9 protein-coding genes and 2 pseudogenes are annotated in these 8,798 nt (G+C 68.2%); 6 read left to right on the forward strand and 5 right to left on the reverse strand.

The window, feature by feature from the left end:
• Positions 1-510, forward strand: a 510-nt coding sequence (locus ACWFR4_RS46710) for an RNA-guided endonuclease TnpB family protein (protein WP_453657814.1), incomplete at its 5' end; no start/stop codon positions are given.
• Here ACWFR4_RS46710 and ACWFR4_RS46715 read toward each other — a convergent pair.
• Positions 493-1,548, reverse strand: coding sequence for an NAD(P)-dependent alcohol dehydrogenase (locus ACWFR4_RS46715; RefSeq protein WP_453657816.1), 1,056 nt, complete (start codon positions 1,546-1,548; stop codon positions 493-495). The two genes, ACWFR4_RS46710 and ACWFR4_RS46715, sit on opposite strands and share 18 nt — an antisense overlap.
• A 94-nt stretch (positions 1,549-1,642) precedes the next feature.
• Between ACWFR4_RS46715 and ACWFR4_RS46720 the strand changes: the two genes are divergently transcribed.
• A complete protein-coding gene (locus ACWFR4_RS46720) occupies positions 1,643-2,251 on the forward strand; it encodes a TetR family transcriptional regulator (RefSeq protein ID WP_453657818.1) in 609 nt (202 codons plus the stop codon).
• A gap of 94 nt (positions 2,252-2,345) precedes the next feature.
• Positions 2,346-2,654, forward strand: a pseudogene (locus ACWFR4_RS46725) (ISKra4 family transposase); the annotation flags it as partial.
• A gap of 33 nt (positions 2,655-2,687) precedes the next feature.
• Here ACWFR4_RS46725 and ACWFR4_RS46730 read toward each other — a convergent pair.
• On the reverse strand, positions 2,688-3,098 hold the full coding sequence (locus ACWFR4_RS46730; protein ID WP_453657820.1) for a nuclear transport factor 2 family protein: 411 nt from the start codon (positions 3,096-3,098) through the stop codon (positions 2,688-2,690).
• A gap of 993 nt (positions 3,099-4,091) precedes the next feature.
• Positions 4,092-4,787 carry a TetR/AcrR family transcriptional regulator gene (locus ACWFR4_RS46735; protein WP_453657822.1) on the reverse strand — a complete coding sequence of 232 codons (696 nt, stop codon included), beginning with the start codon at positions 4,785-4,787 and terminating at the stop codon, positions 4,092-4,094.
• Between the two features lie 271 nt (positions 4,788-5,058).
• Here ACWFR4_RS46735 and ACWFR4_RS46740 point away from each other — a divergent pair, with 271 nt between their 5' ends.
• Positions 5,059-5,472, forward strand: coding sequence for a hypothetical protein (locus ACWFR4_RS46740; RefSeq protein WP_453657824.1), 414 nt, complete (start codon positions 5,059-5,061; stop codon positions 5,470-5,472).
• 511 nt (positions 5,473-5,983) lie between these two features.
• Here ACWFR4_RS46740 and ACWFR4_RS46745 read toward each other — a convergent pair.
• Positions 5,984-6,229, reverse strand: a complete 246-nt coding sequence (locus tag ACWFR4_RS46745) for a hypothetical protein (protein ID WP_453657826.1) — start codon at positions 6,227-6,229, stop codon at positions 5,984-5,986.
• 180 nt (positions 6,230-6,409) lie between these two features.
• Between ACWFR4_RS46745 and ACWFR4_RS46750 the strand changes: the two genes are divergently transcribed.
• Positions 6,410-7,759: a serine/threonine-protein kinase gene (locus ACWFR4_RS46750; protein WP_453657828.1), complete on the forward strand. Its 1,350-nt coding sequence runs from the start codon at positions 6,410-6,412 to the stop codon at positions 7,757-7,759.
• Positions 7,760-7,915: 156 nt separating this feature from the next.
• Here ACWFR4_RS46750 and ACWFR4_RS46755 read toward each other — a convergent pair.
• Positions 7,916-8,395, reverse strand: a pseudogene (locus tag ACWFR4_RS46755) (class IV adenylate cyclase); the annotation flags it as partial.
• A 108-nt stretch (positions 8,396-8,503) separates the two neighbouring features.
• On the opposite strand from ACWFR4_RS46755, the gene ACWFR4_RS46760 reads away from it, so the two are divergent.
• Positions 8,504-8,798: GNAT family N-acetyltransferase (locus tag ACWFR4_RS46760; protein ID WP_453657830.1), on the forward strand; the 295-nt coding region annotated here is incomplete at its 3' end.

The raw sequence follows: 8,798 nt of genomic DNA on the forward strand, positions 1-8,798 counted from the left end.
GCGCGGCGGGCGCGGGACATCAACCACAAGATCGCGAAACATGTGGTGGCCGAGGCAGAACGCACCGGTCGCGGAATCGCCCTGGAAGACCTCACCGGCATCCGCGCACGGGTACGGCTTCGCAAGCCCCAACGGGCCACCCACTCCTCCTGGGCTTTCGCCCAGCTCGGCCAGTTCATCGCGTACAAGGCCCGCAAGGCAGGGGTACCGGTGGTGCACGTCGATCCGGCGTACACCTCCCGAACCTGCGCCCAATGCGGGCACATCGACAAGGCGAACCGGGCCAGTCAGGCCCGCTTCGTATGCCGGTCCTGCGGTGTCGTTGCACACGCGGACTGGAACGGCTCCCGCAACATCCGCCACCATGCGGAAGAGTTGTGGCGACGCGGGGCGCAGTCAACCGCCCCAGACCCACCCCCGAACCCCGGGCGTGGGACAGGACGCAAACCCAGCACCACAGCCAGTGGCGCCCGTTGCGCAAGCCCAGGACTTTCAGTCCCGGGTGGTTGACTCCAGGTCGGACATGTCGAGCACGAAGCGGTAGCGGATGTCGTTTCGCCGGAGGCGGTCGAGTGCCGTGTCCACCTGTGACGACGGGAGTACTTCGATGTCGGCGGCGATGCTGTTGTCGGCGCAGAATTGGAGCATCTCGGCTGTCGCCGGGCGGCCTCCGCTGCCCGCGGAGCTGAGCTTCTTGCGGCCGATGAGCAGGTCCGTGGCCTCGACGGTGACGGGGCCCAGGTACCCGAGGAGGCTGAGGGTGCCGTCCATCGCCACCAGCTTCAGATACGGGGCGAGGTCGTGCGGGGCGGAGATGGTGTCGATGACGACGTCGAAGGTGTCGCGTGCCGTGGCCATCTGCTGGGTGTCGGTGGACGCGATGAAGTCGTGAGCGCCGAGCTTGCGAGCGTCGTCGCGCTTGTCCGGGGTACGGCTGATGACGGTCGTGGTGGCGCCGAGTGCCACGGCCATCTTGACCGCGAGGTGGCCCAGGCCGCCGAGGCCGGCCACGGCGACGCGACTGCCGGGGCCCACGCCGAGGGAGCGCAGGGGTTCCCAGACGGTGACGCCGGCGCACATCAGCGGGGCGGCTGCGGCCGGGTCGAGGCCGGAGGGGAGCGGGTAGGCGAAGGTGTTGCGCACGACGTATTCGCGGGAGTAGCCGCCCAGGGTGGTCGACCCGTCCTGCCGGTCGGTGCCGCCGTAGGTCAGAGTCGGGAAGGAGTGGCAGAAATTCTCCTGCCCGGCTTCGCACATGGCGCACACGCCGCAGGAGTCGACGATGTTGCCCACCGCGACGTGGTCGCCGACCGAGAAGGTGGTCACCTCGGGGCCGGTCCCGGTCACCACGCCGGTGAATTCGTGACCGGGCACCAGGGGCGCTTTCGTGTGCCGGTCGTAGGCGTGCAGGGCGTGCAGGTCGGTGTGGCATACGCCGCAGTAGTCGACCTGCACCGCGATGTCATCCGGGCGCAGGTCCCGGCGCTCCAGCGACGCGCGCCGCAGCGCCGTCGGGCCGGCCGCCTGCCATCCGGTGGTCGTTCGCACAAGTGACTCCTTAAACAGACTGTTCTGTCTGTTGCAGAGTAAGCGCGACCGCACTCCAAGGCAAACCAACTGTTCTGTTTGGTAGGGTGCGGGCATGCCGGAACAGCCCCAGACCTCGCGAGGCGCCGCGACCTACCAGCGCATCCTGGACGCCGCCACCGAAGAGTTCGCCCAGCACGGCATCGCCGGGGCGCGCATCGAACGCATCGTGACGGCAGCGCGCACCAACAAGGCACAGCTCTACGCCTATTTCGGCGACAAGGAGCGACTCTTCGACGCGATCTTCCTCAGCTCGCTGGAGCGCATCACCAACGTCGTGCCCATCGACGCCGACGATCTCGCGGAGTGGGCTGTCCGTCTCTACGACGAATATCTGCGCCGCCCCGACCTCATCCGGCTGGCGACCTGGACACGACTGGAGCGCCGTCCTGCCGGGCACCTCGTCGAGACGCACCATCACTACGACGACCGCAAGCTCAGGGCCATCGCCGAGGCCCAGGACGCCGGGCGGGTTCGCGCCGGTGACCCGTTCGACATCATGGCCATGGTCATCGCCATGTCCATGGCCTGGTCACCGGTCAGCAACGTATATGCGGCCAACAGCCAAGAACCCGATGACGTACATGACCAGCGCCGCGCCCTGCTCCGCGACTGCGTCCAAAGCGCCACCGCGGCCGGCAGAGGCGACGCATCCCCCTCATGACTGCCACCAACACCCCCTGGTGACGCTCACGCACATTGCCTGGGCTCCGGCCAGGACCGGAGCCCAGGTCTCACGCCGGAACTGTGGCTGCGGCCGCGAGGGCGTCGACGCCTGCATCCGCTACCTCACCGGCCACGCGGACCGCCTGCACTACGACACCGCGCTGGCCTGCGGCTGGCCGATCGCCACCGGCGCGATCGAGGGCGCCTGCCGCCACATCATCGCCGACAGGCTCGCCATCACCGGGTCACGATGGGGCCTCGACGGCTCCGAAGCCATCCTCAAACTCCGCGCGCTGAAGGACAACGGAGACTTCGAGGAGTACTGGCGACACCACCTCGCCCGTGAGCATGAACGCCTCTATCCCACCCCCGGCCCACACGACTACCGCCTCACGGCCTGATCAGCAGGCCCCCTGCAAAAGGGATACACCAGTTCACTTCGTCCGCCCGCCCAACGGCACCCGCCGTGCGACGACCTTGCGGTAACTGATGCGCCAGCCCTGCCCGGTGAGCACAATGATGTCTTCATAGGTCACGCTGCCGCTCGTTCCGTCCCTATTGATTCCGATGCCCTTGGAGCGGGCGTGCACCTGGCCGCCGACTCCCTCCGTGAGGACGATGTTCGTCACGTGATGGCCCACGGGATTCGCGTCACCCAAGGTGATGGCCGCCGCTCGAATGGCCTCCACCCCCGTCAGCGGCTCTTGACCGAAGTCCGTGACGTCGTAGACGACATCGTCGGTAAACAACTCATCCAACCGGTCCAACTCTCCCTCGTCGCAGAGGTGACCGTGCAGCGAGATCAACTCGGAGATGACGATGCGGTCATCAACATTCAGTGCCATGGAAATCCTCACGTGCCGCCAGAGAAACTCAGCCAGGTCCTGGAGAGAGTCATCCTGTGACCGGTGACCTGGCCAAGGGGCAGCAAGGCCAGCTCGGCCACATCGGACCCCGACGCTACGAGCAGACCCCCATCAAGCGCAGCCACATCAGCAAACCTCCAGCTCGCAGCGTCCCTGCAAGCGAGCCACACCCAACTGCCGGGTCAGCACAAGGGCGTAAGGGGCGGTGCGCTTGGACAAGCAGGCCACTCAATTCCGCCCCGTGTCGGCGTCGCACCGCGCTCGCCGGACATGATCCCCTGCTCGTCGTTCGGCAGCGTCCAGTGCTCGACCGACTCATCCATGTCTAGCGGGGTGCGGTGTGAAGCCCTGCGAGGACGATCGACGACTGCGCGACCCGCGTCCCGACGATAAACGGGACAGCGCCGAGCCCGTAGGGCGAGGTGAACCTCGACATGGATGCCCGCTTGAACCTCACCGCGGTGACCGTGCCCAGCCCTCGCTCCTCGGCCGAGGGGCCGCCGTTGTCCCTGGTTCCTTCACGAAATGGCCTCGGAGGCCCGAGGGCTGGGGCACTGAGGCATCGGGTCGACGTCCTCGCCGGTCATCCCGGTGGCCGACGATGATAGTCGTCGCTGCGGTTCGTCCAGGTGGGGAAACAACACCCTGAGCTTCACCACGAGTTGTCGTCCACCGCAGCCACACGGCCAGTGGCACCTGTGCGAGCGCATTCAAGTGCGCGATCTAGCGCCGCTTGTCGAGCAGCAGGAGCAGTAGCCGGCGCTGGTTGACGCTGTGCTCGGCCTTCTGCGAGCCGCGCCGCAGGATGCGCAGGGCCGGGGCAGCCGGAAGACGGCGGTCGGACGGCCCGTAGTCCCGCCGCCCGGAGTGTTGTCCGGGGTCTTCCCGGCCGGTCGGCCGAGGTACCGGTCCGGTGTGGCGCCAGTCCGGTGTGATGCGCAGCTGTTGTCCGCGGTCTCGTCTCTCGTGTGGTCAGGACTGCTCGCGGCAGTCCTCTTCGGCGCACTCGAGAGTGACGAGGGTCTGGTCGACCTGCTGGCTGGTCAGAGGAGGTTCGGGCAGTTCGTGGGCGCCCTCGGTGCGGAAGGCGTCGAGCATCAGGTGGAGGTGGCGGCGCCAGGCTTGGGGGGCGATGGTGTGTGTGGCCTGGATGATTCCGGCTTGGGACCAGATCACGAAGGCGATGTCCTGCGCGGTGACGTCGCCGCGCAGGACGCCCTGTTCCTGGGCGTTGCGCATGATCTGGTTGCAGAGTTCCTTGGTGCGTTCGAACATCTCGCGGCCGGCCACGTGAAGGGGCAGCCGTGCCGAGACCAGGTCGTTGAAGGCGCGGTCGCAGGCCTGCAGCTTGCAGAGTTTCTCCAGGTACCGGCAGAACCCCTCCCAGGCGTCGTCCATGGCCGCGGCCTCTTCCGCGGCGGTGAGCAGTTCCGCGTACTTCGCGTTGAAGAGTGTTTCGACCAGGTCGAGCCGGGTGGGGAAGTGGCGGTAGAGCGTGCCGATCGCGACGCCGGCCTCGCGGGCGACGCCCTCCAGGGACGCCCCGAGGCCCTGCTCGCAGAAGGCCGTGCGGGCGGCGGCCACGATCGCGTCCCTGTTGCGCTGTGCGTCACGGCGCAGGGGTTTCGCCGGTGTCTCTCTCGCGGACGGGGCGTGGTGGTGGCTCATGGCTCGAGCGTAACATGAGGCCCCCCTCGAATTCGGTTGTTGTCATGTTTCCGATCGCAATCTCGCCCCTCCGACGTGCTGTGATGAGCCTCACCGCAAACATGAGGCACCCCTCGGGTACGGTGGCAGAGCCGAACATGAGGCACCCCTCCGGATGACCTTGCGGCAAGCCGACCGACCCGGGATTTCCGGATCTCGGTTCACATAGAAGCGGCGGCCGCCAGTTCGGGGAAACCGCGGCAGTCTCGCAAGGGAAATGACCATGAACAGCATGACCAAGCGTGTCTCGATCGCACTCGCCTCCACGGCACTGGCCGGCGGAGTCCTTCTCGGGGCCGGCGGCTCGGCGTCGGCAGCCACGACTTCGGTGCCCGTGCAGGCGCAGTACGTGTCCGCCACCTCCGCGACCAGCAGCGAGCAAGTCGGCCGCCACACGGATGACGACCACCGTGGGCAGGACACGGTGCGCTACGGGGCTGCGGACCACGAGGGTGAAGCGGCCTCGTGGCGCGGCGTCAGCGCCGCCCGCTGGTACGAGGACCAGGTCGACGAAGCGGCCTCGTGGCGCGGCGTCAGCGCCGCCCGCTGGTACGAGGACCAGGTCGACGAAGCGGCCTCGTGGCACGGTGTCGGCGCCGCCCGCTGGTACGAGGACCAGGTCGTGTGGTCCCTGAACCACAGCTGACGCGGCCCGAGCTGCCCCACTCCGGAACGCCGGCGCCTGCCCACACAGCAACACGGCTTCCGGTTCTCCTTGCCGGTGCGCCGCCAGGTGCGGATCAGCGTTCCGTCCAGCAGCACCACCCCGCCACCCGTCCGGGCGATCTTCTTCAGGGCCCGGTCCAGGCGCGGGGCGCGGGCGGCCAGCAGGCCCACGACTTCCCTGACCCACGGTGGTGCGGTGCTCTCCGTTGCCGCTGGCCAGGTCGCCCGGCCTCTGGTCACAGCGCAGTACCGCCAGCACGATGGTGGCGATCCTTCCCGCGGGCAGGGCCCGCCACCGCGAGCCGATCTTCTTCATGTGGCCGCGTATCAGGTCGGCGAGCCAGTTCAGGGTGGCACTCGACAGCGGCAGGCGGGCGGTGTAGACAGGGCCGTCAGGGCCCTCGGTGAGACCGTTGTTCTTCTTCACACCAAACTCAACTGCCGCCGAGGGCCCGCAGGTTACGCCGTTTCGATGCCCGACTCCTGCGCGGCTACGGGCGTGCGGTGAACCTGCCGACGAGTCGTTTGTGCAGCCAGCCGCGATCGGCAAGCTTGTTCATCTTCGCGCGAAGCGGCTCCAGCCTGCCGCGCGCCGTCACTTCCAGGCCCAGCTCCTCGCCGACGCCCCTGAGCTGCACCGGGCCGTCGGCGGCCCGGACGATCGCCAGGATCTTGCGGTAGTCGCCGGGCAGGGCGGCCTCGTCGGGATTCTCGCTGCGGTGCCCGATCAGCAGCACCGCCCGTCCCGCCACCCGGGCGGGAATCGAGGCGACGGCCGGCGGCGGCCTGTGCCGCGCGGACCGGTCCTGTTCGGCCAGCCGGTCCGGAGCAACTCTCCTACGAGATAGCGGTGTTCCTGGCCTGTCACGCATACTCGGGCGATGCCATTTCAGCGTTGACGCGGGGGGAACGGGGCGATGGAACGCGGTGAGAGGGTCGCCGGCCGGTACGAACTGGTCAAGCGGCTCGGCAGCGGTGGCATGGGCGAGGTGTGGGCGGGGCGGGACCACGACCTGCACCGTGACATCGCGCTCAAGCTGCTCGTCCTCAACCAGGAAACCCATCCGGACCTGCCCAAACGGTTCGAACGCGAGGCAGTGGCCGCCGCGCAGATCAACCACCCGAACGTAGCCGCCCTCTACGAACGCGGCGTCCAGGGGAGCGTGCTCTACATCGTCTTGGAGAAGGTCGAGGGCTCCAGCCTCGGCGACGTCATCCTTCACGAGGGCTGCCTGGACCCCGCCCGCGCGATTGCTATCGCTAGCGGGATCTGCGCAGCGTTGGTCGCCGCGCACCGCGCCGGAGTCGTCCACTACGACATCAAGCCCCACAACGTGATGCTCACCGCTGACGGGCAGGTCAAGGTTGTCGACTTCGGGATCGCCGGGTTCAATCGGACTCCCCTGCCCCTGGCACGGACCACCGTGTTGTCTCCGGCTGGTACGGCCGAATATGCCGCACCGGAACAGTTCCTTGCCGAGCGTGGCGATGAACGCTCTGACCTGTACGCGCTCGGTGGGGTCCTGTTCGCGATGCTGACGGGCCAACCGCCGTTCACCGGAGACGGGTTCATGGAGGTGCTCCAGCGCAAGCTGGCCGAGGACACACCGCGACCCGACACGATCCGCCCCGGCCTTCCGCCTGCTCTGACTGCGCTCGTCACCGAACTCCTGGATCGCGCCCCCGCACGGCGCCCACAGACGGCACAGCAGGTCCAGACGTGCCTCAGCCGCCTCCAGACAGACCCCGAAGCCCCCGAAACCCACACGGCCATCACGGACGTCACACCCGGCGGCACGGACGCCGTCAGCCCCGGCGGTCATCAGTCTCCCCTCGTGCAAGCCCTGGCGTCGGTCTCGGGGCCGCAGGAATTCGGCGCTCAGCTGCGGGTTCTGCGGCAGCGGGCGAACGGCACGTGGACCGAACCGAGGATGGCCCATGCCGTGTTCTCGTCGGAGTGGCCCATAGGCCCTACCGACCAGGCGAGAGCCGACACCATCGTGGAGCGCTGGTTCAGCGGCGCCAGCCTTCCCGCGCGCTGGGCTGCCCTTGAGCGGCTCGTGACCGCCCTCGGTGCCCGTGACGACGAGGTGTCGGCCGTCCGTGTCGCATGGACCCGCGTCATCCGTTCCCACCCGGACGTTCCGCTCACGCCCGACGGCCCTCTCGGTCCGACAGGACCCCGCGTCACACAGCCCGAACCCAGCCTGCCGCCGCGTGCGCCCGCCGCCCGACGGCGTGGCCGTGTCTGGCGATGGCTGCAGTGACAATCCGTGAGCGCGGTCCAACCGCCGGGTACCGTAGGAGGCGGGTAAGGGAGAAGCCGGTGCCATGACCGCCATGGTTCTCGACGCCCTGGTCGACCTCGCAGCCGTACGCTGTTGTGGCCAGCCAGGCACCCGTCGTCGCCTCGTGTGCGGGTGTCAGGAGACGGTGGGCAGGCCGAGGGCGAGGTGCGGGCATCCGGCGTGGATGCGGTTGCCCAGTTCGATGCCGAGGGACGCGATGAACTCCTCGATCTGTGCGGTGGCCGCGTCGATGCTGTCGGCCTCGCCCTTGAACTCGAACTCGATGATGTTGCCGAGACCGGTCACGGTGCCGAAGGCGACCGCGATGCCGTCGCACAGCCACTCCTCGCGGATCTTGTCCACGGTGGTCAGGTGAGTGAAGCCCAGCGCCGCCAGGAACTTGGTGACGGCCTCGGGGTCACTGAGGGTGGATTCGAACTCGTCGCAGTGCGTCTTGATCTTCTCTGCCAGCGGGTACCAGCGCTTGAAGTTCAGCGACGCAGTCCCGTCCTCGACGCGCACGCGCAGCCATTCGGAGATCACCTTGCCGCTGAGGAAGTCGCGGTGCGGGGCGTTGTAGTAGGTGTCCACCTGCCGGGAGGGTTCGCCGGGGGTGGCGCTCCGCTCGGTGAGGGTGGCCCTTCAAGTCCTCGGGCGGGCTGAGGAGCTGGAACTTCTGCTCGACCTCGGTGTGCTTCATACGGGGCCGTCGACGAGGAGCGGTTGGGAGACCTGCTGCATCCACCTCGGTCTGCCGAGGGGTTTCGCGCCTGGGCGAAGGAACGGGCCGCCGCGAAGTCCGACGGCGACTGCTTCAGGTTGGCCATCGAAGCCGTGGACACAGGGCAGATCGTCGGGACTGTCGGCTCACACCACGCAGATCCGCGGGCGGGACGGTTCGAGTACGGCATAACGATGGGTGATGGGCACCGGCGCAAGGGCTACGCGGCAGAAGCCGTGGTGATGCTGCTGCGATTCATGTTCGCCGAGCGGCGGTACCACAAGTGCGAAGCGCGGA

Source organism: Streptomyces sp. NPDC055140, assembly GCF_053607285.1.